General features: G+C 40.6%; 25 protein-coding genes and 2 tRNA genes. 15 read left to right on the plus strand and 12 right to left on the minus strand.

Annotation, left to right across the window (positions count from 1 at the left end; genetic code table 11):
• Positions 1–426 precede the first annotated feature (426 nt).
• The 4 genes from FHS10_RS20295 to FHS10_RS20310 form a co-directional block, all read right to left on the minus strand.
• Positions 427–2,994, minus strand: coding sequence for a glycoside hydrolase family 38 C-terminal domain-containing protein (locus tag FHS10_RS20295; RefSeq protein WP_259094040.1), 2,568 nt, complete (start codon positions 2,992–2,994; stop codon positions 427–429).
• Entirely contained in the window at positions 2,994–4,391 is a 1,398-nt protein-coding gene (locus FHS10_RS20300; RefSeq protein ID WP_259094041.1) for an SGNH/GDSL hydrolase family protein, read from the minus strand. The genes FHS10_RS20295 and FHS10_RS20300 overlap by 1 nt, the downstream gene beginning before the upstream one ends.
• A gap of 244 nt (positions 4,392–4,635) precedes the next feature.
• On the minus strand, positions 4,636–6,177 hold the full coding sequence (gene pckA, locus FHS10_RS20305) for a phosphoenolpyruvate carboxykinase (ATP) (protein ID WP_259094043.1): 1,542 nt from the start codon (positions 6,175–6,177) through the stop codon (positions 4,636–4,638).
• Positions 6,178–6,187: 10 nt separating this feature from the next.
• Positions 6,188–6,319, minus strand: coding sequence for a hypothetical protein (locus tag FHS10_RS20310; protein ID WP_259094045.1), 132 nt, complete (start codon positions 6,317–6,319; stop codon positions 6,188–6,190).
• A 507-nt stretch (positions 6,320–6,826) separates the two neighbouring features.
• Here FHS10_RS20310 and fbp point away from each other — a divergent pair.
• Both fbp and FHS10_RS20320 read left to right on the plus strand, forming a co-directional pair.
• Entirely contained in the window at positions 6,827–7,846 is a 1,020-nt protein-coding gene (gene fbp, locus FHS10_RS20315) for a class 1 fructose-bisphosphatase (protein ID WP_259094047.1), read from the plus strand.
• 2 nt (positions 7,847–7,848) lie between these two features.
• Positions 7,849–8,322, plus strand: coding sequence for an Lrp/AsnC family transcriptional regulator (locus FHS10_RS20320; protein WP_259094049.1), 474 nt, complete (start codon positions 7,849–7,851; stop codon positions 8,320–8,322).
• Between the two features lie 484 nt (positions 8,323–8,806).
• On the opposite strand, the gene FHS10_RS20325 is transcribed toward FHS10_RS20320, so the two are convergent.
• The 4 genes from FHS10_RS20325 to FHS10_RS20340 all read right to left on the minus strand — a co-directional run bounded on the left by FHS10_RS20325 (position 8,807) and on the right by FHS10_RS20340 (position 11,420).
• On the minus strand, positions 8,807–9,178 hold the full coding sequence (locus FHS10_RS20325; RefSeq protein ID WP_259094051.1) for a response regulator: 372 nt from the start codon (positions 9,176–9,178) through the stop codon (positions 8,807–8,809).
• 547 nt (positions 9,179–9,725) lie between these two features.
• On the minus strand, positions 9,726–10,625 hold the full coding sequence (locus FHS10_RS20330) for a flavin reductase family protein (RefSeq protein ID WP_259094053.1): 900 nt from the start codon (positions 10,623–10,625) through the stop codon (positions 9,726–9,728).
• Positions 10,626–11,167: 542 nt separating this feature from the next.
• Positions 11,168–11,241, minus strand: a tRNA-Pro gene (locus FHS10_RS20335).
• 105 nt (positions 11,242–11,346) lie between these two features.
• A tRNA-Pro gene (locus FHS10_RS20340) sits at positions 11,347–11,420 on the minus strand.
• A 162-nt stretch (positions 11,421–11,582) separates the two neighbouring features.
• Between FHS10_RS20340 and FHS10_RS20345 the strand changes: the two genes are divergently transcribed.
• A complete protein-coding gene (locus FHS10_RS20345) occupies positions 11,583–11,726 on the plus strand; it encodes a hypothetical protein (RefSeq protein ID WP_259094055.1) in 144 nt (47 codons plus the stop codon).
• Positions 11,727–11,733: 7 nt separating this feature from the next.
• On the opposite strand, the gene FHS10_RS20350 is transcribed toward FHS10_RS20345, so the two are convergent.
• On the minus strand, positions 11,734–12,141 hold the full coding sequence (locus FHS10_RS20350) for a DUF4199 domain-containing protein (protein ID WP_259094057.1): 408 nt from the start codon (positions 12,139–12,141) through the stop codon (positions 11,734–11,736).
• A gap of 222 nt (positions 12,142–12,363) precedes the next feature.
• The gene (locus FHS10_RS20355; RefSeq protein WP_259094059.1) at positions 12,364–14,001 is read right to left on the minus strand and encodes a carboxylesterase/lipase family protein; all 1,638 of its coding nucleotides are present in this window, start codon (positions 13,999–14,001) and stop codon (positions 12,364–12,366) included.
• A 127-nt stretch (positions 14,002–14,128) separates the two neighbouring features.
• Here FHS10_RS20355 and FHS10_RS20360 point away from each other — a divergent pair, with 127 nt between their 5' ends.
• The 6 genes from FHS10_RS20360 (at position 14,129) to FHS10_RS20385 (ending at position 16,927) form a co-directional block, all read left to right on the plus strand.
• Entirely contained in the window at positions 14,129–14,854 is a 726-nt protein-coding gene (locus tag FHS10_RS20360) for an NUDIX hydrolase (protein ID WP_259094061.1), read from the plus strand.
• A 120-nt stretch (positions 14,855–14,974) separates the two neighbouring features.
• Entirely contained in the window at positions 14,975–15,400 is a 426-nt protein-coding gene (locus tag FHS10_RS20365; protein ID WP_259094063.1) for a VOC family protein, read from the plus strand.
• Positions 15,401–15,416: 16 nt separating this feature from the next.
• A complete protein-coding gene (locus tag FHS10_RS20370) occupies positions 15,417–15,800 on the plus strand; it encodes a DoxX family protein (RefSeq protein ID WP_259094065.1) in 384 nt (127 codons plus the stop codon).
• Positions 15,801–15,840: 40 nt separating this feature from the next.
• Positions 15,841–16,230: a DoxX family protein gene (locus tag FHS10_RS20375; RefSeq protein ID WP_259094067.1), complete on the plus strand. Its 390-nt coding sequence runs from the start codon at positions 15,841–15,843 to the stop codon at positions 16,228–16,230.
• A 37-nt stretch (positions 16,231–16,267) separates the two neighbouring features.
• The gene (locus tag FHS10_RS20380) at positions 16,268–16,489 is read left to right on the plus strand and encodes a hypothetical protein (protein ID WP_259094069.1); all 222 of its coding nucleotides are present in this window, start codon (positions 16,268–16,270) and stop codon (positions 16,487–16,489) included.
• A gap of 51 nt (positions 16,490–16,540) precedes the next feature.
• Positions 16,541–16,927, plus strand: coding sequence for a VOC family protein (locus tag FHS10_RS20385; RefSeq protein WP_259094071.1), 387 nt, complete (start codon positions 16,541–16,543; stop codon positions 16,925–16,927).
• Between the two features lie 133 nt (positions 16,928–17,060).
• Here the strand turns inward: FHS10_RS20385 and FHS10_RS20390 are convergent, their stop codons facing one another.
• Together FHS10_RS20390 and FHS10_RS20395 are read right to left on the minus strand one after the other, a co-directional pair.
• Entirely contained in the window at positions 17,061–17,597 is a 537-nt protein-coding gene (locus FHS10_RS20390; RefSeq protein ID WP_259094073.1) for a DUF4199 domain-containing protein, read from the minus strand.
• Between the two features lie 117 nt (positions 17,598–17,714).
• A complete protein-coding gene (locus tag FHS10_RS20395) occupies positions 17,715–18,185 on the minus strand; it encodes a response regulator transcription factor (RefSeq protein ID WP_259094075.1) in 471 nt (156 codons plus the stop codon).
• A gap of 495 nt (positions 18,186–18,680) precedes the next feature.
• Between FHS10_RS20395 and FHS10_RS20400 the strand changes: the two genes are divergently transcribed.
• The 6 genes from FHS10_RS20400 (at position 18,681) to FHS10_RS20425 (ending at position 25,325) form a co-directional block, all read left to right on the plus strand.
• Positions 18,681–19,067, plus strand: coding sequence for a response regulator (locus tag FHS10_RS20400; protein ID WP_259094077.1), 387 nt, complete (start codon positions 18,681–18,683; stop codon positions 19,065–19,067).
• Complete coding sequence (locus FHS10_RS20405; RefSeq protein WP_259094079.1) at positions 19,048–20,133, plus strand: sugar transferase; 1,086 nt, start codon at positions 19,048–19,050, stop codon at positions 20,131–20,133. The genes FHS10_RS20400 and FHS10_RS20405 overlap by 20 nt, the downstream gene beginning before the upstream one ends.
• Before the next feature lie 3 nt (positions 20,134–20,136).
• Positions 20,137–20,817 carry a TolC family protein gene (locus tag FHS10_RS20410; RefSeq protein ID WP_259094082.1) on the plus strand — a complete coding sequence of 227 codons (681 nt, stop codon included), beginning with the start codon at positions 20,137–20,139 and terminating at the stop codon, positions 20,815–20,817.
• The gene (locus FHS10_RS20415) at positions 20,818–22,983 is read left to right on the plus strand and encodes an exopolysaccharide transport family protein (protein WP_259094084.1); all 2,166 of its coding nucleotides are present in this window, start codon (positions 20,818–20,820) and stop codon (positions 22,981–22,983) included.
• A gap of 202 nt (positions 22,984–23,185) precedes the next feature.
• Positions 23,186–24,688, plus strand: a complete 1,503-nt coding sequence (locus FHS10_RS20420; protein ID WP_259094086.1) for an O-antigen ligase family protein — start codon at positions 23,186–23,188, stop codon at positions 24,686–24,688.
• 22 nt (positions 24,689–24,710) lie between these two features.
• Positions 24,711–25,325: an acyltransferase gene (locus FHS10_RS20425; RefSeq protein ID WP_259094088.1), complete on the plus strand. Its 615-nt coding sequence runs from the start codon at positions 24,711–24,713 to the stop codon at positions 25,323–25,325.
• Positions 25,326–25,328: the final 3 nt, after the last annotated feature.

Genomic DNA, 25,328 nt, shown 5'->3' on the forward strand with positions numbered 1-25,328 from the left:
CAGCACAAATTCACATCATCCATTACATCATTTTCAATATATATTCCCTGTTTTTTGGTACTTACAACCAATGGTAAGCACCGGCGTGGCTTATTATTATCCCCGTAATTAACGCAACAATTTTATAGCCACCTTATCATTTCATTTTAGGCGATACCCGCTCCGGTACAAGCATAAAAGAGCCCGTTTAACACGGATTGCTTTTTGATATTTTAAGAAATGGCTATTTATAACTGGTAATTACCGTCCAAATTATTTAATAAAATCGATTTAGCAAAATATTTATTTAATTATTTTTTCATGATGATTCCTGTGGCACAAAAAGAGCCATCGTACGGGAACCTATCTGTGGAAATGACGCAAAATGACAAACGTTTTTACAAAACATCATAGGCAGGCACAACGCAATGACATAGATTTATATAGTCATTTCCTCGCTTTCACCAACCTAATAGTACGCACACCAAATCTTGGCAGCTTAAAATGTATCGAATTTTCGCCGGATAACTTAACAAAAGATAATTGCTGCTTTACCCTGCCATCAAGTTCAACCAGCTCTGCTTTATCGGCATTAAAACGTAATGCTATTTTACAATTATTACTATTACCTGTATTGAAAACCCGCAGCAAAAGATCATCGCCATCAAACTGCATAGCGCTTATTTCAACACCCTTATCCGGTTTTATTAATGAGCGTTGAGCACCCGGAGCCGGCATACCCGCCCCCATTAATAAAGGTTGCTGCCATTGGGTTGCATTTGACCAAATGCCAGCCTTATCCCATTTACCTTGATGAGGAATCAACGCGTAATTAATCTCGGTTGGGCCATTGATGGTATAATTGCGCCCCCATAAACCCATACCCGAATATTGAATATCAAGCGCCAGGGGGAAATCCGGCCCATGCGCGTAACTTGTGGTATGATCTGTAAGCAATGCCATTCCGTATTCATCATTATCGCCGGTAATATCAACCCAGGTATGGATCACGTTATTTTTGATGCTATCCCAGCGGGTATAAAAAGTGTTGTCAAGCTTGCTTTCGGTAACATCAAATGGAGCGTTTTTATATACCTTTTGATGTTTTAAATTGAGCGGGAATAGAGCCAGCAGCTTATTCCTGTCGTCATAAAATGGTTTAACCGGGTTTTCCATTTTGTAGGTACCTGGTTTCATGTTCTCCCCTATTCCCGGGTTGCCTTTCCAATCTATTGTTAGTTTAATGTCTATGCGTGGCTGTCCTTCGTTAAGGGTTAACAGTTGGGTATAATTACTGCCGTTGATGGTACCCTTAATAGCCAGCTTAATAGTAAGCGGCCCATTTTCCAATACCTCAATGTTTACCGGGTTATCCCCGGTTGATTTAAAACCACCATCGTTATAAAAATTGCCACGCAACTCGTTAAAGCCAAGTACGTTGGCTTTATCCACAAACTCGCGGTTGCACATAGTTTTGGCTATCAAACTTTTGATGATGCCGCCATGCAATGGGTCGATAGTGATACGGTACAGATCAGTCTCCAACCGGTAAAGGCCATTGGAGGTTTGGCTGATATGCGCTCCTGGCGATACTGCCTGCCCTGCCTGTTTAAACTGGTAAACGGCATATCCCATTGATGGCACATTGGCTTTAAAAGCCATCATTGCCGGCTGTTTATCATTAGCGGGGATAACCTGCGTTTTTACCTGTTTACCGGCACTATTAAAAATAGCCAAATGCTGAGCTTCAAATTTTGATGGAATGGCAACTGTAATGATTTCATTACGATCCATACCCAGCGTATTATAAATGGTGATATGGTCATCATCAGCCTTTGCTATTTTAAGGACAGATGCATTGGCAATGCTGTCGCTTATATTGTTGCTGAAGCTTGTCCAGCCAATTACCTTGTCGGCCCAGGTATCGCCCGGCTTACCATTATAGGGCACAATCCAGCAATCGTGGTGCTGCGAAAGTAAAAGGGTTCGCCAGGCGGCGTCAAAATCGGCCGAGGGGTAATTTCCACCTGCATAGATCTTAGCCATTGCCGCCAGTTTCTCGTTTTGCACTATCTTGTTTTCGCTAAGCCTAACCCGTTGCGCTATTTGTTGTGTAACCTGCGATCCCCAAACCAGGTTCACCAGGATATCCTCCTGCGATACTTTCCAATCGGTACGTGCGTCGCCTTTAACAACATTGGCAAAATAGTTGCGCCAGGTGGTGTATATGCTGTGGATGCCGCCTTTGTCACCATTGCCAATAAACGGGCCACCTTTCCAACCCGCATCCTGCAAGGTCATGCCAATGGGGTGTTTGATACCGGCGGCATAAGCGGCACTCAGATAAGCCGGATCATTAGTCCATGCGATGGTTTGCCAGGTTGATTTGGTTGCCAGTTTCTCAACCGCGTACCGCGGCGAAGTAAGGATCCCGGTGCCATCCGGACCAATCCAGTTTACCAACCCGCCACCATGCGCGCGGGTATATCCCCCAAAACAGGTATTCGGATTTTTGAGCGAAGCATACTTAAACCCAAACGAAGTAAGGATTTGTGGCAGCGCACTGGTAAAGCAAGGCTCTTCTGACGAATAGGATGTAAAGGTAGCTCCCGGAAAATGCTCCCGGATCTTTTTAATCCCATAAGCAAACTGCCGGATGATACTCTCGCCCGAGATATTGTACATATAGCTTTGCGCATAGGCCGGGTTTACATACTCAATCCGCCCGTTTAATGACTGATCTGCAAACAGGGCCTTGAAATCGACGTAGGCCGCGGGGTCTACAGTTTGTGCCCTGTCCCAGGTTTCAGGTTCCAGTTCAATGTTGATTTTCCAATCGGGATTGTTTTTCAGCATATCAGCCATGAAGCGGGTATTCCAATCGGGATAATGCCCCCATACACCACCGTGATAACCATCAATATACCAGGCGGTTTGGGCAACTCCAGTACGTGGCATACAGGTTATAACAAAAAGTATGAGCAATAATTTATAGGTAGCTGTTTTCAGGTTCATTAGTTGTTAGCTGCTAATGTAATTTCGATATGATGTGTTACAGGCTTGTTGATGCGGTAGATCTCATCGGTAAGCAAACCGATCTCTTTTTGCCAGGCTTCCCTTACGGCCTTAAACCTTGCCTTTTGATAAGTGGGTACGGTTACCGCTACAAAGAAATCCTTCTTCGCATATTTCTGCAACGAGTCTACTGTGGGCAGGCCATCGTTAAACAATAATCCTTTTGGTTTCAGGATGGAGTAGTGCATCCAGTAGTACTCGCGCAGGCGGCGCTCAATTGTCCACCGTTCCTCATTCAAGTGCATTACTGCCAGGGCCTGCTGATATTGCGGGGTGGCATTAATTAAGGCCAGGTTAATGCCCTTGTCATAATCGGTACCGCTCCAACTGCCCATCGGCTCACCGTCAATTTTCAGGGTGTATTGTGCCGATGGATTTAGTCCTTTAACCTCCAAAATTTCCTGATTAAAATCGTCGGTAAATGGGATCACTTTCAATGCCTCCACCTGGGCCTTGGCAGGTCTTCCGAAACCACCTGAAATGGTATCCAAAGGATACGGTAAAGATGCCGCAAGGTAATTGAAGCTTATTGTATTTTTTTTATAACTTATTGCGTCTATTTTACAGTTTTCTGCTGTAATTTTATCCATTGGTTTACTGTTTATTCTCAAAAAAGCCACCTTTTTCCCTGACAAACCCTGGGCTTTCAGAAACAGGTAAGCCATCACCATTTGCCCGTCGTTGGTGGGGTGAATGCGGTCGCTGCCCTCCAGAGTAAAAGTCGAATCGGATTGTTGCTGTTTTAAATTGATCTCTGTTATGGGGTGATTGAAATCCACAAAATCCCAATGGTGTTTAATAGCCGTAAGTTGTTGATCAGCAGCTATTTTTAGCATGGCAATATTTTTACCCCGTAATGGCGTGGTCTTGATTTTAGCGGTTTCATCATATGGCGATGAGGCGATCATTATTTTGCGGGTTTCAGGATGCTGCATTAGCTTCTGCTCCATCAGCCTGAAGCTTTTTAAAGATTCGGTCACCTTAGCAGCGTACACCGAATCGGCCTTTGACCCTGTAAGATTTTGATAACCAGTGTCATTCATACCAAAAGTAAGGGTCACAACTGTTGGTTTTTTAGCGAACACATCGCTATCTAACCGTTCTAATATCTGTTTTGATACATCGCCGCCTATACCCGCATTAAATACGGTGATACGCCTGTCAGGAAAATGAGTCATATAATATAGCCAGATATAAGAATGATAATGCCCCCCATCGGTAATACTATTTCCGGTGAATACTACCCTATCCCCCGCCTTAAAAGGTTGAATGGTTTGCGCTTTGGCAGGTGTACGTAAAGCGCAGATTAATAGTAAGCTATAAAAATAGTTTCTCATTTATCCCCCTAAATTATTTTATGTTTATTTAAGCTAAATCAATTTAGCAAATCAACATAAAATAAATCGATTTAGCAAACTATTATTAAATTTATATGCTTATACCACTACATATGGTGCTGCTTGAATAACCCACCTAAATGCCAACCTTTCGACAGCTGAGCTATAAAAGAATTGGCATTAATCAACTTATATTTACTCCACTAAAAAGTACCCTGTTACAAACTAACACATTGTATAACGTCTATTTATAAACCATTCCATCCAACATAATTTCCTCGTAATTGAGTTGAAATTTGCGCTTAAGTTCCATGGCAGCCAGATCATAAGCATTACCATCAGACCAGGCATCACGCGGGTTTAATATCAACCCGGGTATACCCGGACAGCTCTGCGGAACAAGCATATCGAAAAACGGATGGGCAAGATAACTCACATGATCCAACTGTCCCTCCAACGCGGCAGTGATCATTGCCCTTGTATACGCAAGTTTAATCCGGCTGCCGGTTCCATAAGCCCCGCCAGACCATCCCGTATTGACCATCCATACCTTTACCGAATGGATCTTCATTTTGTGACCAAACAACTCAGCATATTTATGGGGATGCAAGGGCAGAAAGGGAGCGCCAAAACATGCGCTAAATGTTATCTGAGGCTCCAGGATACCTTCTTCTGTTCCGGCTATTTTTGCGGTATAACCATTAAGGTAATGGTACATTGCCTGTTCGGCCGATAACCTGCTTATAGGCGGTAAAACCCCATAAGCATCACAAGTGAGAAAAAAGATATTTTTGGGAATGCCTGAAATTGACGGTATTTTGGCATTTTCAATAAAATTCAACGGATAACTAACCCGGGTGTTTTCTGTCAATCTTTTGCAACTATAATCAATGCGGTTAGTGCCCGGGATAAAGCTGATATTCTCCACAAGAGCACCGGGCCTGATGGCATTATAGATTTGAGGCTCCTGCTTAGCCGAAAGATTAATAATTTTGGCATAACAGCCACCCTCAAAGTTGAAGGTTCCATCATCGTCCCAACCATGTTCATCATCACCCACCAACAGTCTTTCGGGGTCAGAGCTCAGGGTGGTCTTTCCGGTGCCACTTAACCCGAAAAACATGGCTGTATCGCCTCTTTTTCCCTCATTTATGCTGCAATGCATCGGCAACACGTTCATGCCTGGTAAAAGGTAATTAAGTACGGTAAAAACAGCTTTTTTTATTTCACCGGTATAACCCGTGCCCCCTATCAGAATGGTTTTATGGGTAAAAGAAATCACGGTAAAATTCCCTTTTCTTGTACCATGCTCTTCTGGTATAGCCTGAAAACCAGGCGCCTGAATCACTTGCCATTCACAATGATTTGTAGACTGTAGTTCGCCAGGTGCCGGGCTTATAAACATGTTGGCAGCAAAATGATTACTCCACGGTGTTTCAGTAACGATGCGCACAGACAATCTATACCCTGGATCAGCACAGGCAAAAACATCCCTTATCCAAATTTCGGCCTTCTCATTTAAATACGCCCACATAGCTGTTTGTAGTCTCAGAAAGGCATCAGGCTCAAGCGGATGGTTAAATTTATTCCAGTGAACAGTACCTTCTGTCATCATATCTTTGACAATGAATTTATCGGCCGGGGAGCGGCCGGTAAACACGCCGGTATTAACCACAAGCGCACCTGTGTCGTTTACCCCCCCCTCTCCTCTTTGCAGCGTTTGCGACACCAATTCCCGGGTGGTTAACTGGTAGTGCACCTTGGGCTTTGAAAACAACTCTATCATATTAAATCTTTTAAATCCAACCTCCAAAATCATCCTCATATACCTTTTTGCATTTGCGGTATCGCCTAAACAGGTAAACGGCAATTGGTGCAGCTGTTAAAACCAAAGCTGTTACCGTTATTGATGTAATTGATATTTTCATAGCCTTCATTTTATCGGGTTATAATTATTGATTGTTGATCTGAAACAAAAACCTATTAATTCATAACCACCCTCCCCAGTATCAAAGCGCGATAACAAGCGAACTATTTGTTGGAAAACAAGGAATTACCAACTCTCTACTATCGCCACAAGTGCATATTTTTTGTACTGTTATTTTTTTAAAAAAATTGGTTTCCCAAACGCAATCGGGTATCTGAATTCTGATGTAAAGATTGGCTGTTTCAGTTATAAAAACTATAGTATAGTACCATTTTGGAAAACATGACCAAAAACAAGCTATAAAAGGTCGTTTTTTCTGTTTAACCTATCAAAAAACACAATTTACAACTCAAATGGCATTTAAAAAGCAAATTCAATACACTATGCCAATAGTCAATAAATGAAATGGCTATCTGAATTTATGGTTTAAATTTGCATATAAAATCATTTTATCTCACATTAGCCTTACCAATTAAGCAAATAATCAATGTAGTTTTTACACTAAGGCATGACTGAAACTATTACTTTAGGACAATTTATAATCAGGCAACAGGCCGATTTCCCTTTTGCGAAAGGAGAGCTTTCAAGGTTACTGCGCGACATTGGCATTGCTGCGAAAATTGTTAACCGCGAGGTAAGCAAAGCTGGCCTTATAGATATTCTCGGCGATGCAGGTGGCGTTAATATCCAGGGCGAACACCAGCAAAAGCTGGATATTTATGCCGACCGCCAGTTTATTTCTGCATTAAAAAGCGGTGGCGAATGCTGCATTGTTGCTTCAGAGGAAAATGAGGGAATCATCAGGCTTGATACCGACGTATCAAAAAACGCGAAATATATTGTAACTATAGACCCCTTAGACGGCTCTTCCAATATTGATGTTAATGTGCCTGTAGGAACTATCTTTTCTATTTACCGCAGAAAAACGACAGAAGGACGACCACAATTGGAAGACGTTCTGCAGAAAGGAACAGAACAGGTGGCGGCAGGCTATATCATTTACGGCTCATCTACCATGCTGGTATACACTACAGGAAAAGGTGTAAACGGTTTTACACTTGATCCCTCCATTGGCGAGTTTTGCCTCTCGCATCCTAACATGCAAATCCCTGAAAGCGGGTTTATTTATTCGATCAACGAAGGTAATTATGTGCATTTTCCACAAGGGGTTAAGGATTATATTAAATATTGCCAGATAGAAGACCCCGCTACCAAACGTCCTTATTCGTCGCGATATATAGGCTCAATGGTGGCCGATGTACACAGTAACCTCATTAAAGGAGGTATTTTTATCTATCCCGTTACCGCATCGGCCCCCTCTGGCAAATTACGTCTTCTTTATGAATGCAATCCAATGGCATTTTTGATTGAGCAGGCAGGCGGAAGGGCAACCAATGGTGATGAACGAATCCTTGATCTTGAAATTACCGAACTGCACCAACGTTCTCCTATTTTTATAGGATCCAAAAACATGGTAGAAAAAGCGGAAAGCTTCAATTTGCTAAACCAGGTATTGCAAAAAAACTAAATATGGAAAACCGCCTTGATAAAATAGACCTGGGTATCCTGAAATTGCTGGAAAAAGATGCCAGAATAAGCCATAAGGAAATCGCGCATTTGCTAAACCTGTCTATTACGCCGATACACGCCAGGATCAGGAAATTGCAAGAGGGGGGTTATATCCAACGGTATACAGCCATTATTAATCATAAAATGGTAGGCAGGGGACTTATTGCGTACACCCAGGTTCACCTTAAGGAACATTCACAGGAAAGCTTAAAAGCTTTTATGGAGGCCACCATAAAACTACCTGAAGTAATGGAATGTTACCATATGACCGGGGCCTTTGATTTTTTGCTGCGAATTGCGATCAAAGACATGGATGAATATAACAAAGTGCTCATTGAGAAGCTATCCAAACTACCGGATGTAGGTAACATGCAAAGTTTTTTTGTCATGTCTGCAGCTAAGCATGAAACCGGATATATGTTTGATCAAATATGATGCTATCTACAAGAATTATCACTTTTCGGTACATACCTTATTAAAAAAATCCAGGCGTGGAAGATCAGATCTGGCTAATTGATTTTTGGATATTTAATCAGGGTAAACGCATCTAATTGGGTTAACATAACTTAACACATTTCAGATATTTATTTTATAAATATTTAATAATCAGTGTTTTATATTTTTACATGGTTAACACAAAACTGATGTATCGAGCAATTAGGCGCATCCAATATTTGTGCCTGTTGTTGCCCAATAAAGGCGCCTAATGGACATGGATCTTTTAACGAGGATCGGGCGATAAAAACAAGGTATCGTTTGATGCTTATATATACCAATGGCATAAGCTTATTCCGTTAGCTATTATTAAATAACAGCTTATCGCCGTTAACTATTCAGATGCGTTTGCCCCGGTTATTTAATACCCTGCTTTATTTACGATACAAAAAAGGCAAATAGTCTAAATGCTAAAAACATGTCATTACTTTGGCAAAACGCTAAGGAGCCAGTTATTTATTTTTTCGGTAAAGAAATCGAGATCAAAAGGTTTGGAAATAAAATCATCGGCCAAACAGTTCCTGGAAATATTTGGCAAATCATTTTTAGCAGAAATAAGGATTACCGGTATATTGCTCGTGAGCGGGTTGCGCTTTAAATCAAGGCAAAGCTTGCTGCCGTAGCCATCGGCAAGCCAATCATCAAGTAAAATCAGGTCTGGTTTAAATTCATGAATATTGTAAAAGGATACAATGTCACTCACAGCCCGAACATGGTATCCGGCTTCTACCAGAATTAACTCTATGATGTTGAGAATATCTTCATCGTCATCAACAACAATAATATTTTTTGACATATTCCAATAGTTCAGGATAGGTTTGGCAAATATACAAAATTTGTTACATTTCATCCACCGCAACAGATCATCATCCTGAACGGATGAAATCAGGTAGCTAAAGTTATATCGTTCATTTAAAAGCAATGGCCTGCTCCCACAAGGCCATAGCCGTTAACTTAAGAACGAAACGCTTCAAAAAGCAGGGGAATGTGCGATTCCCCTCTTGAGAGGGGTGGAGGGGTGTGTCATTCTGCGTGCGGCCCATCGCTTGTATAACACACCCCTGCTCACGCTCTTTGCGACCGCGCCCCTCTCAAGAGGGGATTTTAAGAAGCCTAAGGCTAAATTTTTCTTAGGTTAACGGCTATGCCACAACGTGAGTTGCATTTACACCAGGCCCAGGCGTTAAAGTTTTGATGACATTAAAAAGAATTCAAAAAAAGGACCAGCGAATAACAAGCTTCTTCTTCTGAAGAAGGAAACAAAAAAAAGCCTTTCCTCTTTAGGGTAATTAAACATTTTAGTCCCAGAGTTTCTGTTGGAAATGACAAGGTCAATAAATAAACTACATCAACAACACTTTCCAGGCATCCATTACCCGGCCGTTATTTAACAATTGCCGGGCTTTTAAATGCAGGTGTAGGGTCCGGGTGTGGCTGTCACCGATGATAGTATCAACCAGATCTTTCATTTCATCGGTTTGACTAAAAGCTTTTACTTCCTCATCGGATGGTAGCGTTTCAACAAGCCCCAATAACCCCAAATTATTCCCGGTTAACACTTTGGAGTTTTTAACCTCTTTGGGAAAAGCATCAACGCCGATACCTGTTCCGGTACTGCCTATTGGTTTAGAAATTTTAAATAAATTATCGCTGGTTACCCTACAATACCAATCGCCGCCTAAACGAGCCACCAAATCTATTTTATGCGGGTCTATTTTGCCATTAGCATCCAAAATCGCTTCATTGATATGAATCCGTTTCACCTCGGCAATAACCAAATTACCCGCTCCCCCGTTTTTTCCTAACGATATTACATCATTCACTACACATTCCAATTGAACGGTCGATTCCGCTACCCTTGGTGGCTTTATCGTCTCCGAAGCCAATTCAGTAAACCCCGCTTTCGAAAATTCATTTACGCCTTTTTTGTAATCCATACTGGCTAAATAGGTTTGTTGCACCATATCGTAGTTCACAATATTAATCACACATTCAGGTACTTCCAAAACGTTTTCAAGCGTGTGTTTAGTGGTATTATCCCGCGCCCTGCTTGTTGGCGAAAAAACACATATCGGTGGATTGATACTAAAAACATTGAAAAAACTAAACGGACTTAAATTAACCTGGCCGTTTTTGTCAATAGTGGATACAAAGCATATTGGCCGGGGTGCAATGGCGTAGTGCAAATAAACTTGCATTTCGGCCGGTGTCAACGATGATGCATCAATAGTTTTTAACTTCATTCAAATTTTATTTAAAGCTTAATCAACCTAACTGCTATTTTTTTTGATCCAGTATCGACCATTTGGTTTGTTCTTTAAGATAGTATTACTTAACAAGCCTAAGCCGATAACTTTCATCTCACAATATCGCCGGGTTGCAGCCATAGGCCCTGGTAGCCGGGTTACCAAGCAGCCCGGTGCCGTTGAGTTCCCAAAAGCATCCTGTGCCAATCGCACCCTATTGCGATACCTGCCTGCCGGTTTGTCCGGCATTAAGCGAGAGGCACCATTTATGCCGCTCCGATAATTGCCTGCAATAAGATTATTGCAATATTGTAAGTTATACAAAACTAACCGACAATAAGCAGAAAGAGATAATGTAGCTTAAGAAAGAAAATATTTTTCGGGGTTTGCATTTTCCATGAGCGAATTAAAAAATTTAAAATCACACACGCAATTACTCACATCTGATATTGACTGTTTTTTTTGGTGGGAATAAAAACAAAAACCCAGCAAATCAGTGTGATTTGCTGGGTTTCGACTTCGATTGGTATCGCTTTCTGTCGGGATGGCAGGATTCGAACCTGCGGCCTCCACATCCCAAATGTGGCGCGATACCGGGCTACGCTACATCCCGTTACATTAATCAGGCTCATGCCTGCCAATGCTATTTCATCAATCAGAAAAGAAAACCCTTTAAACTTTCGGTTTAAAGGGTTTTGATAGTTGGTATCGACTTTCGTCGGGATGGCAGGATTCGAACCTGCGGCCTCCACATCCCAAATGTGGCGCGATACCGGGCTACGCTACATCCCGCTTCCCTGATTGGGTGTGCAAAAGTAGGATTTTAAATTAAGTTGCAAAATTTTTTTTCAAAGAAATTCAAACACTAATGTTAAACCATTCATTTGCACCTGTTTGAACTTAAATATTTTTTTCACACCGTACAATTAACCTGCTCTTCTCATTATTTTAACAATGAACCAGATAAAACATAAGCTGTTTTGGTTTGGACTTTGGGGCAGTAGAATAACCTTTAGTGTGATAGTCGCAGGTATAATCCATGATCTTATCACCGGTAAAAGGAATGACGATGGAACCATTTTCAGATTTAACAGGTAAGTCAATATCAATCCAGCTTGCTCGGTTTATTCATTAAGGCAGCTGCTGAGCCCACGCAAATTAAAACGCCTAATGCGAGTCCGCCGAATAAACGGCCCGAAAAGGCGAATAGATTGCTGGCCATATCAAAATAATTAATATAGACTATGCCGGCCAAACAGGCAAATAGCCCTCCTATCAGCAAAATCCTGAAGCTTTGAAACAAGGCTTCAAAAAAACTGATCTCGCCTTCCTTGTCGTCTTCCCGGTAAGTTTTCACCCCGAAATAAACGCCACAGAACGGTATCAGTAATGATAAATATTCAATAGGCCTTACATGATTGCCGGTACTGGTGTACCCAAACGACCGCATTATAAACAACCAGGTTCCGCTCATAATCCCCAGGATCAGGCCGGTTACAAAAGCATTTTTCATAATTTTTGGCTATTGGTTATAACTATATATAAAAATGCGAAATTTTAATTACTTGTTTGTACACTCTGTACTTTTTCGGGAAGATAATTTTCATCAGCTCATAAACTCTGGCTGCTTTATCCATTTGCCCCCACACAGGTATAAACAACAAGAGGCTGTTCTCATTTTTTGAGACAGCCTCTTATTAACATTGTACCTACAACAAACGGCTTATAAAAACCGCTATTTCATATAATCCTTATCCAGGAATAAATAGCGTGCCCTATCGGTTTCTGTTTTCTGCTCGCTTTTTACATCTATATCCATAAACTTAACCGGGCCTTTACCATTGTTGGCTTCCCATTTTGGTAAACCAGCTCCGTTAGGGTTGTAGTTTTTGATGAAATTGCCGAAGTAATCTTCCATGGTGGTAGATACTTTATAGTCATCTGGTGTCCAGGCGTAAGTTTTGTTGGTAGCCAGGTTGCCTAAGGCGTATTCAATTTCAGAGGCATGTGCCGCGCCAACCGGTCCGGCTGGTTTAGGTGCAGGTTTGGCTGCATCACCTTTTACAACGCCCCCGGCAAGGCCCGCTGTAGCATTGCCCATAGCGGCCGTCATAGCAGGGCGCACACGCGAAAACAAATAACGGTAAACAGGTTTGCCACCGGTTTTCATTTGTAGGTCGGCCCATTTCCAGGTGCTATACACAATAAAACGATCACTTGATAATGCCGTTGCCGATTTGATAACCTCTTCATCGGTAGCAGCAGGGTATAATTTCAGTGCTTCGTCAGCTTTATCACCATAAATGGTAGTCAATGTTTTTTTGTAATTTTCTAATGTTGGTGCGTCAGCGCGCATTAAAAACTGGTAAGGCACTTCGGCCGAATTCCATCCTACCAGGATAGGTATTTTAGCCTGTTCGCCAGCTTCAAATATCTCGGGCAATGACTTGGGCAGCAAATAGCCATCAATAGTTGGTGTCATTGGCGACCGCATCTGACCTGGTTTGTTAGTAATATCCAATAATTCGATAGCAGATTTAGCCCGCAGATCGGCTAATGAACCAGCCTGGACGCTTGCCGCAAAGGCAACACCATTCTTTTCGGCCTCGGCCAATGGAATAGAATTTAACGTTGGATTTATACCCGCGCCACTTTCGCCTATAGCCGCATTGATCAGATCTTTTGATAGTGGAGACGCCATTTGTACAGATACCGAGATCGATCCGGCAGATTCGCCGGCAATGGTGACATGTTTAGGATCGCCACCAAATTTGGCTACGTTCTTTTGTACCCAAAGCAGAGCGGCATTTTGGTCGAGGTATCCATAATTACCCGATGAATGATTAGGCGATTCTTTGGTTAGCTCCGGATGCGAGAAAAAGCCAAACACACCAAGTCTGTAGTTTACGGTAAGCACCACAATGCCTTTTTTCGCCAGGCTTTCGCCATCATAACGTGGTTCAGATCCGTCACCTGCCGCTAAGCCACCACCGTAAAAATACACCAGTACAGGTAGTTTTTCGTTCATGGTTTTGGCAGGGGTCCAAACGTTTAGGTATAAACAATCTTCACTCATACCGGCAGACCGAAAGCCCATATCGCCAAAAATTGGCCTTTGCATGGGGTTATTGCCAAAATGATCGGCCTTGAGCACACCATCCCAGTTTTTAACTGGTTGCGGTTCTTTCCAGCGCAAATCGCCAACCGGCGGCTGGGCAAATGGAATGCCTTTAAATGTGGTGATAGCTGATCCTGCCTCCTTCACTCCTGCTACCTTACCATTTTCGATGGTTACCTGCGGATTGGTTTGGGCAAACAACTTTACAGATGCAATTTGCACCAGCAGCAAGGCTGCTAAAATTGGTTTCATCATGGGTTTATTAATGTTAAATTGGTTTATTCGAATTTTTGATACTTATTGTATCATTATGTTACAATAATAATTAATTTTATCGCGGCAACAAATTTTTTTGTTATTTGCCAAGCATTTTTTACAAAAGATGAATAAGGAATTCAGGAAGCAGGAAAGTAACACCCGTGGCGATGGCTATTTGCCCGGCCTGGCAATTGATGCCGTTATTTTCGGCTTTCATGACCACCAGCTTAAAGTGTTGCTGCTTGCCTATAAAAACACCGGTTTATACGCGCTGCCGGGCGGCTTTATTCATGACGATGAAGATGTGAACCAGGCAGCCCGCAGGGTATTGCTGGACCGCACCGGCCTTACCAATATTTTCCTTGACCAGTTTTATGTTTTTGGCGATAACAGCCGTTATGATCCCGAACCATTAAAAGCTATTATGCTTGCCCGGGGATATGAACCACCTACCGATCATTGGTTGCTTAAGCGTTTTGTATCAGTAGGCTATTATGCCCTGGTTGATTTTACTAAAGCAATCCCCACCCCCGACGCGATCTCTGATACCTGCGATTGGTATGGCTTAGAAAGCCTTCCACATTTAATGCAGGATCATAGGCAGATCATCCAAAAAGCCCTGGAAACCCTTCAGGCCAACCTCGATCAAAAGCTCATCGGCTTTAACCTCCTTGGCGATGAATTTACCATGGGCGAACTGCAAAGCCTTTATGAAACCGTACTAAACAAAAAGCTAATAAGGGCCGCATTTCAGCGTAAAATACTGAGCTTGGGTATTTTGGAACGGGTTGCTAAAAAGTTTACCGGCGGTGCGCATAAGGCACCTTATTTATATAGGTTCATCTCCTGAGGATAAATTTCTTGTCTTAATTATACCTTTAATTGTCGTATTCTGCCCTGTTTAGTTATCTTTAATCACCGTAACTTTACTTCTGTAAACAACCAAATTATAAACTAAACTTTAATAAAAATGGTAACTATCAACCCTTATTTAAACTTCCCGGGCAATTCACTGGAAGCGTTCACCTTTTACAAATCGGTTTTTGGCGGCGAGTTTGCTGTAGTAATGAGCTTTGGCGATATGGGCAGCGAAAACGTAGCCGAAGAAGATAAAGACAAACTAATGCACATTGCGCTGCCTATAGGTAAAGGCAACATCCTGATGGCCACAGATACCGTTGGCGAAATGGGTATGGGCTACAAGGAAGGTAATAACTTCCATTTATCGCTTAATGTAGAAAGTAAAGAAGAAGGTGATACGGTTTACAACGCGCTTTCGGCAGGTGGTATCACTACGGTGCCAATGGCCATATCTGCGTGGGGTAGCTATTTTGGGATGCTTGTAGATAAGTTTGGCATATCATGGATGGTAAGTTTCGACGAAAATCGCGGATAATAAAATAGCTACAACCATGAAACCAAAAAACATAAATATCATTTATTGGATATTGACCATTTTACTGGCCTTAGCCATGGCGGGTGATGGGTTTGGTGGCATTACGAAGCAACAGGCTGGCGTTGATGTATTAAAACATTTAGGTTACCCAATATATTTTATGGTGATAATGGGATTCGCCAAGCTACTGGGCGTTGTGGCTATACTGCAAACCCAATTTAAAGTGATAAAAGAATGGGCCTACGCCGGTTTTGCTTTCACTTTTTTGGGGGCGATAGCTTCACGTAGTTTTATGGGCGACGCCGTTGGCGAATTGATCCCACCGATGATAATGCTTGTATTTCTGTTTGTTACCTACTATTTCTGGAAAAAACTCGATCAGCTTAAACCAACGAAATAATATTAAAATCAATCACAATTTAAAAACAAACCTTATAATCATGAAAATAGCTGTAATTATTGTACGTACCCTGGTAGCGCTGATGTTTTTGTTCGCAGCAGTCAGTTGGTTTGCAATGGTGTTTTTCCATGCGTTTCCAATGCCCCCAACAACCGGCAATATGAAAATATTTAATGACGGACTTGCCGCCTCGGGATATCTGATGATGCTGATAAAAATAACCGAACTGGTTTGCGCGTTATTCCTGTTGTTTGGCAGGTACGTTGCGTTGGCTTTGATAGTGCTGTTCCCTGTAATGGTAAACATCGTATTAGTGAATGCATTCCTGGCACCATCAGGCCTGGTGGCAGTAGTACCGTTGCTATTAGGCGTGTTATTCCTGGCCTATAGCCAACGTGAAAAATATGCGCCATTGTTCACATCAAAATAAAACCTGTTATACACGCGGGTTAAAAATACAAACTGTTATGACGGTAGAAGTTTTTAAAACCAATGTAAACAAGCGTAAAAACGCCGATATTTTGTTGCAGCACATCCACCGCAATTTTGTTGGCTACATAGCCAATTTCGACCTGGATGATTGTGATAAAATTTTGCGGGTACAGTGTAATGACCGTACCATCAAAGCTAAGGCGCTTATCCTGTTTTTAAAAGATTTTGGCTTTCATGCCGAGGTATTAACGGGTTAAACCTAAATAAAAACAAAAAACAGGTTTTGAATTATTAATTAAAAGGAGAATATGATGTTAAAAGAAAGCAAAGCATTCGGTGGTTTCTCGGTAAACGATACCGCTAAAGCCAAAGAATTTTATAGCAACGTATTGGGCCTCGATGTAAAAGACGAAGCCATGGGCGGGGTTATAAGTATTCAACTTGCCGGTGGCAATTATATAATTGCCTACCCCAAGCCTAACCATGTGCCCGCTACGTTTACCATACTTAATTTCCCGGTACCTGATGTGGAAAAAGCGGTTGATGAGCTAACCCAACGCGGCGTAAAATTCATTATTTACAACGAAGAAAATTTCAAAACCGACGACAAGGGCATTTTCCGTGGAGGAGGTCCGGTTATCGCCTGGTTTGCAGATCCGGCGGGTAATATCATGTCGGTTATACAACAAAACTAAGGTTTCGATACCCCATAACAATCAAAGGCCCTTAAATTGATCATCTTAAGGGCCTTTTCTATTTTCAAGCCATTTTAGGATCATTTAAAAACGATACCCATCATTCTTGTTTTCATAGTATTATATGCTTTATTTAACTCACAGCAAGCGTATTATCATTTATCTTCTTTTTCAATATCAACGCGCTGATAAGAGTTATAACTAAACCCACCGGTAAAATCTCTACATAGGTTATCAATATTACAAATATTGGGTTCTTATACATTTGTTTTAAATTGGTGGCACTTAAAATCTGCTCTTTAATCTCCTGCTCGCTTTTGCCGCTACTTTTAGCTTTAGCAATCATGGATGCGCTGTATTTATCCATAAAATCGGGTATAAAAAAATGATAGTCAAAAAGCCAGGCTACTACATACATGGTTGATGCTATCAATGTTATATAAAGGCCAATGGTAAAGGCCTTTCCAAATGTTATTGCACCGTTATTGTATTTATCCCTGTAATTTTTAACGGCTACAAATATCATAGAGAACGCTATAAGCTGGGTACCATACCCAAGATACATATTAACGCTCTCATTAGCGCCATTGCAATACACGGCGGTTATAAGCATCATAAAGGTTACAATACAACCGGCTATTAAGCCAAAAGTGAGTACATTTTTTTTCATCGTTTTTAAGTTTTAAAGTTTGATGCAGCAAATTTGAGAATTGGCTTGCTCGATACGGTCATACTTTAGGGTGATTTTGCAGAAATACAACCACTTCATACTAAAGTACCACAATTTTCAGGCAATAAGATTAAGCTTTTTCGCCTTATCAACAGCCTGCGTGCGGCGGTCAACCTCCAGTTTGCCAAAAATATTTGATGAGTGTGTTTTGATGGTATTTAGTGATACAAATAGCCTTTGTGCAATTTCCTGGTTGCTGAAGCCTTCGCCCATCAACTGCAAAACCTCCAGTTCGCGCCTGCTTATAGCAACCTCGGCCAGGGCAGCTTCGTTTAACAAGAATGGCCCATTATTACGATATACATATATCTCCTTTTCAACGTGAACGGTCTTCACTTTTGGCGAATTTAGTTTAAGAGCAAGCCAGATTCCCAGCGATGTAAAAATAATGGCTATAGCGGCAATGTAAAGTTCAAGAGAATTATCAATAATGATAAACCTATACTCAAGCCAGCGCATTAAAAACAGCATCACAGCAAGCGATAGCCCGTATATAATGATGTGTTTGTTTTTTGCCAGCCTGTTCAAAATCGTTTTGTCTGATATCCGGTATCAAAAATATAAAATTCAGCTTTAAAACAGCCGTGATAAAGGCGAATTAATTAAAGGTTACAGACAGGTAAAAACTTTCCCTATTTACTCATTAAAAATACCCCAAACGGGAATATATTCCTCAACCTTAAAGCAAATTGAAGGCAATAAATTAAGCTATTCTATAGATATTTAGTTTACTATCATCTATTACCTTGGCTATGAGGTTTATTGGCAAATAAATACACGGCAAGCATTAGTGGTAAAGATAATATACGTAATTTCGGTACAGGAATTGTTTACCCATGTAAAGTGCCAGGGTTTTAGGAATATTTACATAAAAACAAAACTCTGGCTCTGATTTTAACGTACACCTTATCAATATTAAAAACACATTTATTTGCCAAGGAATTAAAGCTGAATTCAATTTAAATTATTATTAGTTTACGTGTTACACCCGCTTTTTTAATCCAGATTCCACAAACCCGCAACATGAAGAAAACATTACTAATTGTCGATGACGATTTAAGCATATTAAAACTGCTCAATTTCATCCTTTCAAAAGATTACGATGTTGTTGTAAAAAATAACGGCATTGACGCATTTGGGTGGCTTGAAGACGGGCATTTTCCCGACTTAATTCTTTCCGATCTTCAGATGCCTTACTTTGATGGACAATCTTTTGCAAAAAATGTTAAAATCAGTGGTTTTTACCGCGATATCCCAGTGTTACTGTTATCGGCGGCGCATGATCTTGATGAACAGGTAAGCAATATGCCTTTTAAAATTGATGGCTACATGCACAAACCGTTTAAACCAACCGAACTAAAATCAGCAATTAACCAACTCTTACAAGTATATGAATCAACAAACGTCTGACTGGAACGAAAATACCGGTTCGCACATCAAGATTGCTTATGCTGGGGTTGATTTTAAAGACCTTGTAACAAGCGGCCTCAGTAATTTCAACGTTACTTATAATGATTCTATTGCCCAGCTTGATGAATACCTGGGTAATCAATCTATTTTAAGTGTTCCGGATATCATCCTGATAGAAGTTGATACCGAAGGCAAATGTTTCCAATTGGTTCAGGAAATTAAAAAAAGCTTTCTGCTTAACGGATCTATCATTGTATTGCTATCAACTCATGCTGATAAAGAGCTTAAGAAAAAAGCACTTCAATTGAGGGTGCACGATTTTTACAGTTTGCCCTTCTCTATCGATGACCTGCGCGAGCGGTTAAACTTCCTGGTTACTTTTAAGCTCATCAAACCAAGATTACTTGAGTTATCAAAAGAGGTTGACACTACTTATAAAATGCCTTTCGGTAAACGCATTATTGATTTGGTGATTTCGGGTTCCATGTTATTTTTCCTGTCGCCGGTTTGTTTAGTGGTTGCCATATTGATCAAGCTTGATTCAAAAGGCCCGGTATTTTACAAAAGTAAACGTGTTGGAACCGGGTATAAGGTTTTCGATTTTTATAAATTCAGATCGATGCGTACCGACGCCGATCAGCTTTTGGCTAAACTATCAACAGAAAACAACCAGTATGCTTCTGAAGATGGTGCCCCTAAAGCTGCCTTTGTGAAAATCAAAAACGATCCCCGTATTACCAAACTTGGCAACTTTTTACGTAATTCAAGTCTTGACGAACTGCCACAGCTGTTTAACATTTTAATTGGCGATATGAGCGTAGTGGGCAACAGGCCATTACCGGTTTACGAAGCCGAAATGTTAACATCAAATGAATGGTCGATGCGGTTTTTAGGCCCTGCAGGATTAACAGGTCTGTGGCAAATCAGCAAACGGGGAAAAGAAGACATGAGCGAAAGGGAAAGAAAAAAATTAGATAACTTTTATGCCCAAAAGTATTCTATTTGGTTAGATTTACGGATTATTATCGGAACTGTGCCTGCGCTCTTTCAAAAAGAAAAAGTATAAATAATGAATAAGCACCTGAAAGTTTTTTGCTTTTTAATTACTACAACCTTATTTACCAATAACCTACATGCCCAGGAAACATTTATAAATAATGTTAACATGGCATATCTGGATAAGCTGGTAGCCATTGCTAAAAAGAATTACCCGGAGGTAAAGGTAAAGCAAAGCCAGGTTAACGCCGCGCATAGCAATTATAACGCAACTAAATTTGCATGGCTGGATGGCTTAACCGCTTCATACATTTATAGCCCTCAAAACCTGGTTAACCAGGCACAGCCTTCTATATTTAAAGGGTACCAATTGGCAATTACATTAAGTATTGGCCAATTGATCAGTAATCCGTCAATAATCAGCGCAGCGCGTGAAACTTACAAAGTTGCGCAATATCAACAGGCCGAGTATATGCTTAGTCTTGAAGCACAGGTACGCAAGCTTTATTTTACTTATTTAGAGGCCATGACAGAGTTAAGACTGCGCACGGGAGCAGTAACCGATGCAAGCAGCGCTGTAAAACAATTAAAGTATGCCTTTCAAAAGGGAGAAACCACTTTTCAGATCTATAATGAGCAATTAAATAGTTATTATAACCAAAACTCGTTTATGGTGCAGGCCGAATTAGCAACCTGGACTGCAAAAACGAATTTAGAAGAGCTATTAGGAATAAAATTAGAGGACGTAAAATAGATGGAGATAGGCAATTTTTTTAAACTTTTAAAAAAATACTTTTTAATAATCATACTGGTACCGGTTTTAGCGGTAATTGGGGCGGTTTTCCCAATCAAAAACCTTCCTGACAATTATACATCACACGCCCAGATTGCTACGGGTATTGTTGACGCGTCGCGCCATTTGCTTGACAAGGATGCAAACGTTAATGTACAGGAACAACAGATATTAAGCGAGTTTAGTAACCTCATGGCAATCATGAAGTTAAAAAAAATGCTTAATCAGGTTTCTTATACCTTGATTATTCATGATCTTAAAAATCCAAACGCTCCATTCAGCAAGCCAAGTAAATTACTTGCAGAAATGCATGATTATGAACGCGAAGCTGCTCTGAAAATTTTTGAATCCAAATTCAACAACCTTGAAGCCTTATCGCTTTACAACAAACAGGAGGCTGGGTTAAACGATCTTTTGCGTTCAATGAAATATGATGATGTATCGTTACGCAAGGACCTTTTGATTTTCAGGGACGACGAAAGTGATTTTATATCGGTAAGCTATGATTCGGCAAACCCACAATTATCTGCCACCGTTGTCAATACATTGTGTACACAGTTTATTAGTTACTACACGCAAACTGTTAAGAAAAATGAATCTAACGCGGTGCAGTTTTTATCAGATTTGTTGTTACAGAAAAGAAAAGCATTAAGTGACAAAACGGCCCAGCTACAGCAATATAAAATTGACAATGGGGTAATAAATCTTGATGAGCAATCAAAAGAGATCTTTAGCCAGATCATGGTTTATAATACCAAGAAACAAGAGGCCGAAAAAGATATAGCTTCCTATGAGGGCGCGTTAAAAAACATAGATAATAAATTCAATCCAGACGACAGGAAATATCTTGAATCGACAGTAAGCAAGTTTAATCAGGCAATTACATCAACACAGGACCAGTTGCATGTGATGCAAAACAAGTACATCCGTAGTAATTACAACCCGGTATATAAACCTACGGTTGATTCCCTTCAAAAGGAATTAGCCTCCCAAATTAATCAATCCTCCGATAAATACAGCACAAATCCTTTAACACATGTTGATGACCTGGTTAAGCAAAAATTGACGCTTGAAGTTTCGCGCGACCTTGCTAAGTACAGCATTAAATCGATAAACGACGAAGTAGCTGATTTAAATGCCAAGTTTAACCGGCTGGTACCATTTGATGCCAAGGTAAAAACGTACAATTTTGACATTGATATTGCCAGTAAAGAATATCTTGATGTTCTTAATAAATACAACGAAACTAATCTTAAATCAAACTTTAGCATTAAGCTAATTCAGGTAGAGATAGCAGCCCCGGAAGCTGCCCAGCCTTCAAAAAGGATATTGTTATTAGCATTAACCTTTATTTTAACCTCGTTTGTTTGCGTATTTGTATTATTCATGATGTTTTACCTTGATGATACAATTAAGGAACCTGCCACATTGGTTAACAAAACACAGCTGCCTTTATTGGGATACCTTAACAAAATTCCAGGGGTAAGCCCCGATTTACGAAAGTTATGGGATGTGGAAAATCGCGATAAAATGCAACAGTTTAAAGAACTGTTACGTTCTGTAAGATTTGAAATTGACCAGGAATTGCGTGGCGAAAAAATTATAGCGGTTACCAGTATGGGGCCTAATGAAGGCAAAACGCTTTTTGCTACAAGCCTGGCGTACTCCTACTCGATGATTAATAAAAAGGTATTGCTGATTGATGGTAACTTTGATAAGCCCGATCTTACACAGGCCACACACCCTACCATGTACCTTGAAGATTATTTCAAGAACAATCCATATTACGATTATACGCTTGAGGTAAACAGCGGTACAGCAGCAGTATTCGGCAATCACGGTGGCGATGTTACCCTGCTTGAAATTGGTGAAGAAGGTTTTGTTAAAACCCGTTTTGATGATTTGACGTCAAAGTACGATATCATAATAATAGACACGGCTGCGTTGAGCGCTTTAAATAAATCAAAAGAATGGTTGCTTTTTGCTAACAAAACAGTAGTGATATTTGAAGCCAACAAGGAGTTAACCAACGCACATAAACCTCACCTGGCTTTTTTAAAAAGCATGGGTAACAAATTTGGAGGCTGGGTTTTAAATAAGGCCAGTTTAGATAAAAAGAAAAGATAGATCTTCGTAAATGCCAGCACTGTTTGGGGTGTTTTAAGTTTTATAATATGAGAGTAGATCCTATTGCACCAAAACCAGACCCCTTTGAACATTTAACGCCGCTTCAAAACAGATCGCGTAAGGCCGCGATAGCAATATCTTTTATAGGCGTTTTTGTATGGGTAGTTAAAATTTTATTATTATAAACCCCAATTTTTACCTGATGCCGAATAATCAAACAGGAAGTGTTAAAGAAAAAGGATCCTTTTGGAGAAACCAGCTTATTCAAAAGTTTTCCAGCCCGCTTGTCATATCTTTTTTGATAATAGCAGCCTTATTTGTGGCATTTGTTGTGTACAAACTTGCATTTATAGGCGCAGGTATAATATTGATACTTATAATTGGCCTGCCTATCCTTTTTTCAATTGTAGCGTATCCTAAATTTGGCATCGCTGTTTTAATAGTGGTGGCCTTTTTTATCAACTACGTTTCTGAATTTTTACCAGAAGCGGTACCCATAGGTACATTGCTTGATGCCATAACCTACCTGCTCATTCTTGGTTTCTTTATTAAACAAAAGAGTGAAAACGATTATAGCTACTTTAAAAATCCTATCAGCACATTAATTATCATTTGGCTGGCCTATAACATTATCCAGGTGGCAAATCCTTCGGCATCATCAGTATTGGCATGGATTTACACGGTGCGCACGGTGGGCTTCATTATGCTCATGTATTTTGTGTTCGTATATCATATACGATCTGTCGATTTTATAAAATTTTTATTAAAACTGTGGCTTGCCCTCGATTTGATCGCCGGCATATCGGCATTTCAACAAGAAAACTTTGGCTTCCTGCCTTTCGAAAAAAAGTGGCTTTTCTCTGATCCCTTGCGTGTTGGTTTACTGTTTATAAACGGACATATGCGTAAGTTCGGGACATTTTCAGACCCGGTTACGTTTTCATACAACATGGTTATTGGCAGCCTTCTTTGCATTGGCTTAATTATGGGAAATATTACCACGCGTAAAAAAGTTATACTGGGATGCCTTGCCGCGTTTTTTTTATATGTGATGCTTTATTCAGGCACAAGGGCGGCATATGTGTTATTGCCTGCATCGCTTGTAATTTTAGCGGTGTTAAATTTTAATACCAAGGTGCTCGCTTTTACTATTGCAGCAGGCTTAATGCTGGCTTTTTTAATTGTAGTGCCTACATCAAATCCATCCATAAAAAGGTTTCAGACCGCTTTTAGCCCATCTGATGATCCATCATACAATGTACGGGTTGAAAATCAAAAAAGAATAAAGCCCTTTATCTTATCGCACCCTTTAGGCGGGGGGCTCGGTTCAGTAGGTATTTGGGGCAGGCGATTCTCGCCAAACTCGATGCTGGCAAAATTCCCTCCTGATAGTGGCTTTGTACGTGTCGCGGTCGAAATGGGTTGGATTGGTCTGATTCTATTTTGTACCTTATTGTTTGTTGTGCTAAAAAATGGCATCAACTTCTTTTTCAGGATCAAAGACCCCGATTTAAGAAACTATTGTATGACCATGATCCTGGTGATATTTGCCTTTAATATCGGCAATTTTCCGCAGCAAGCCATTGTACAGTATCCATCAAATATTTTGTTTTACCTATCTATAGCCATTATAGTAGCCTGTATGCGGCTCGACCTTCAAAAGCAAAATAATCTAACAGATAGTACCAATGTGGGCAACGTATAATTAAAAAGAACCCGTTAAACCAATGTCAATAACAGCCAAAATAAAATCAAACCCGAAGTTAAAAAAGCTGGTACACTGGATGCTGATCCCAACCGGCGAATCGAGGCCGCGGTTATGGGTGCGCTGGTTTGTTACCCCTTTTTATCACCACCGGGGTAAAGGCGCTGTAGTGAGATATTATGCCCGTTTGGATGTATTTCCCTTCAATAAATTTTCATTGGGCGGCAAAAGCATCATTGAAGATTTTGCCACTATCAACAATGGTGTTGGCGACGTTATTATTGGCGACAATTGCGGCATAGGCATCAGTAATGTGATCATTGGCCCGGTTATTATGGGTAATTATGTAATGCTTGCCCAAAATATTGTGGTATCGGGCTTAAACCATGGATACGAGGATGTAACCTTACCCCCAAGGGTGCAAAAAGTAGTAACCAAGCCAATAAACATAATGGATAATGTTTGGATAGGTGCCAATTGCGTAATTACAGCGGGGGTAACTATTGGTAAACACGCTGTTATAGGCGCAGGAAGTGTGGTTACCAAAGATATTCCCGATTATTCGGTAGCGGTAGGTAACCCGGCAAGGGTAATAAAAAAGTACAATTTCACAACAAACGCATGGGAGAAAGCGTAACAA

The sequence above is a fragment of the Mucilaginibacter dorajii genome, from assembly GCF_024808255.1.
Lineage (GTDB): Bacteria > Bacteroidota > Bacteroidia > Sphingobacteriales > Sphingobacteriaceae > Mucilaginibacter > Mucilaginibacter dorajii.

Bases quoted from the DNA above. Each gene is read 5' to 3' on its own strand.
- FHS10_RS20425 (WP_259094088.1), top strand. From the start codon at position 24,711: ATGTCAATAACAGCCAAAATAAAATCAAACCCGAAGTTAAAAAAGCTG.
- FHS10_RS20380 (WP_259094069.1), top strand. From the start codon at position 16,268: ATGACGGTAGAAGTTTTTAAAACCAATGTAAACAAGCGTAAAAACGCC.
- FHS10_RS20325 (WP_259094051.1), bottom strand. From the start codon at position 9,178: ATGTCAAAAAATATTATTGTTGTTGATGACGATGAAGATATTCTCAAC.
- FHS10_RS20345 (WP_259094055.1), top strand. From the start codon at position 11,583: ATGAACCAGATAAAACATAAGCTGTTTTGGTTTGGACTTTGGGGCAGT.
- FHS10_RS20410 (WP_259094082.1), top strand. From the start codon at position 20,137: ATGAATAAGCACCTGAAAGTTTTTTGCTTTTTAATTACTACAACCTTA.
- FHS10_RS20385 (WP_259094071.1), top strand. From the start codon at position 16,541: ATGATGTTAAAAGAAAGCAAAGCATTCGGTGGTTTCTCGGTAAACGAT.
- FHS10_RS20390 (WP_259094073.1), bottom strand. From the start codon at position 17,597: ATGAAAAAAAATGTACTCACTTTTGGCTTAATAGCCGGTTGTATTGTA.
- FHS10_RS20370 (WP_259094065.1), top strand. From the start codon at position 15,417: ATGAAACCAAAAAACATAAATATCATTTATTGGATATTGACCATTTTA.
- FHS10_RS20365 (WP_259094063.1), top strand. From the start codon at position 14,975: ATGGTAACTATCAACCCTTATTTAAACTTCCCGGGCAATTCACTGGAA.
- FHS10_RS20375 (WP_259094067.1), top strand. From the start codon at position 15,841: ATGAAAATAGCTGTAATTATTGTACGTACCCTGGTAGCGCTGATGTTT.
- FHS10_RS20405 (WP_259094079.1), top strand. From the start codon at position 19,048: ATGAATCAACAAACGTCTGACTGGAACGAAAATACCGGTTCGCACATC.
- FHS10_RS20350 (WP_259094057.1), bottom strand. From the start codon at position 12,141: ATGAAAAATGCTTTTGTAACCGGCCTGATCCTGGGGATTATGAGCGGA.
- FHS10_RS20300 (WP_259094041.1), bottom strand. From the start codon at position 4,391: ATGAGAAACTATTTTTATAGCTTACTATTAATCTGCGCTTTACGTACA.
- FHS10_RS20415 (WP_259094084.1), top strand. From the start codon at position 20,818: ATGGAGATAGGCAATTTTTTTAAACTTTTAAAAAAATACTTTTTAATA.
- pckA (WP_259094043.1), bottom strand. From the start codon at position 6,177: ATGATAGAGTTGTTTTCAAAGCCCAAGGTGCACTACCAGTTAACCACC.
- FHS10_RS20400 (WP_259094077.1), top strand. From the start codon at position 18,681: ATGAAGAAAACATTACTAATTGTCGATGACGATTTAAGCATATTAAAA.
- FHS10_RS20295 (WP_259094040.1), bottom strand. From the start codon at position 2,994: ATGAACCTGAAAACAGCTACCTATAAATTATTGCTCATACTTTTTGTT.
- FHS10_RS20355 (WP_259094059.1), bottom strand. From the start codon at position 14,001: ATGATGAAACCAATTTTAGCAGCCTTGCTGCTGGTGCAAATTGCATCT.
- FHS10_RS20330 (WP_259094053.1), bottom strand. From the start codon at position 10,625: ATGAAGTTAAAAACTATTGATGCATCATCGTTGACACCGGCCGAAATG.
- FHS10_RS20320 (WP_259094049.1), top strand. From the start codon at position 7,849: ATGGAAAACCGCCTTGATAAAATAGACCTGGGTATCCTGAAATTGCTG.
- fbp (WP_259094047.1), top strand. From the start codon at position 6,827: ATGACTGAAACTATTACTTTAGGACAATTTATAATCAGGCAACAGGCC.
- FHS10_RS20360 (WP_259094061.1), top strand. From the start codon at position 14,129: ATGAATAAGGAATTCAGGAAGCAGGAAAGTAACACCCGTGGCGATGGC.
- FHS10_RS20310 (WP_259094045.1), bottom strand. From the start codon at position 6,319: ATGAAAATATCAATTACATCAATAACGGTAACAGCTTTGGTTTTAACA.
- FHS10_RS20420 (WP_259094086.1), top strand. From the start codon at position 23,186: ATGCCGAATAATCAAACAGGAAGTGTTAAAGAAAAAGGATCCTTTTGG.